At 66.0% G+C, this 1,468-nt stretch carries 1 protein-coding gene; it reads right to left on the bottom strand.

Annotated elements, in window-relative coordinates:
* Positions 1-25: 25 nt before the first annotated feature.
* Complete coding sequence (locus ACFVYL_RS37720) at positions 26-1,228, bottom strand: IS110 family transposase (protein ID WP_389724785.1); 1,203 nt, start codon at positions 1,226-1,228, stop codon at positions 26-28.
* Positions 1,229-1,468: the final 240 nt, after the last annotated feature.

Raw genomic sequence — 1,468 nt, 5'->3', positions numbered from 1 at the left:
CGGGGGGGTGCCCCTATGACTTTGGTCAAGGGGTTGGGGCGGGTTGAGCTTCGTAGAAGGTGCCGTCGCGGAGCATCGCGAAGAGGACGTCGGCTCGGCGGCGGGCGAGGCAGAGGAGGGCTTGGGTGTGGTGTTTGCCCTGGTTGATCTTCTTTTCGTAGTAGGTCCGGGAGGTCGGGTCGGCCAGGGCGGCGAACGCGGAGAGGAAGAAGGCGCGTTTGAGCTGCTTGTTTCCTCGTCTGGAGGGTTGTTCGCCGCGGATGGAGGAGCCCGAGCTCCTGGTCGCTGGGGCGAGGCCGGCGTAGGCCGCGAGGTGTGCGGCGCTGGGGAAACGGGTGCCGTCGCCGACGTCGATGAGGATGCGGGCTCCGGTCCTGATGCCGATACCGGGCATCGACATCAGGACCTTGGAAAGAGGGTGGGCCTCCAGCAGTTCCTCGATCCGGTGGGCCAGCAGTTTGCGCTGGTCAAGTACTGCCTGGAGTGAGTTGGCGAGGCTGGGAACGATCAATGCGGCCGCGTCGGTGCCCGGGACGACGACGGTCTGTTCATCCAGCGCGGTGAAGACGTCCTCGATCAGTCGCTCGGCCATCCGCGGCGCTTTCGGGCGGATCAGGCTGATCAGCCTGCGGCGTCCGGCCTTGCGGATCTGGGCCGGAGAGCCGAACTGGTCCAGCATTTTGAGCACGGCCGGGTGCTGCATGCGCGGTCCCAGCACCCGTTCCAGGTGCGGGTGGATCTGGGTGAACAGGCCCCGCAGCCGGTTGGACAGGCGGGTGGCCTCGGCGGCGAGGTCGTCGTCGAACCCGACGATCATGTGGAGTTCGGCGATCGTGTCGTCGTCGAGGTCGACCGAGCGCAGCGTGTGCGGCATCGCCCGGGCCGCATCCGCGATGATGAACGCGTCTTTCGCGTCGGTCTTGGCCTCGCCGGGATAGAGATCGGCGATCCGCCGCATCGTCAGGCCCGGTAGATAGGCGACGTGGCAGCCCAGGTCGCGGGCGACGGTCAGCGGCAGGGCTCCGATGGAAGCGACCTGGTCAACGATCACGAGCACGGTTCCGTGCTTGGCCTGCAGTTTGGCGAAGACCTCGCGGAGTTTGGGCTCGCTGTTGGGCAGGCGCTTGTCGAAGGTCTTCTTGCCGGTGGGGGTCAGTGCGGTGGCGTGGTGTTCGCCCTTGCCGACGTCCAGGCCGAGGTAGACGTCGATGCTGCTGGTATCGATCACGTCGGGCTTCCTTCGGTGCTGTTCACCCGGCCCTGCCACGGCACTGATCGCCACATCCACATTACGAAGAGCCTCCCGGCCTGTGAAAAGGCCGGTGGTCATGCCCCTAATCAGCGGTCTGTCAGTGCCTCCGGAGCTGGTGACACCACCCCCCAGGCCATCCGTTCGACAAGGGGAGGTAGTCATGCCAACTCCGAAGACCGGTAACCCCGTTGCGGGGCTACGAAGAAGGTAATGGGG

The sequence above is a fragment of the Streptomyces sp. NPDC058308 genome (genome assembly GCF_042880275.1).
Taxonomy (GTDB): Bacteria; Actinomycetota; Actinomycetes; order Streptomycetales; family Streptomycetaceae; genus Streptomyces.
The sequence above is the reverse complement of the archived record's forward strand: the minus strand, read 5'-3'. Positions and strand labels throughout refer to the sequence as shown.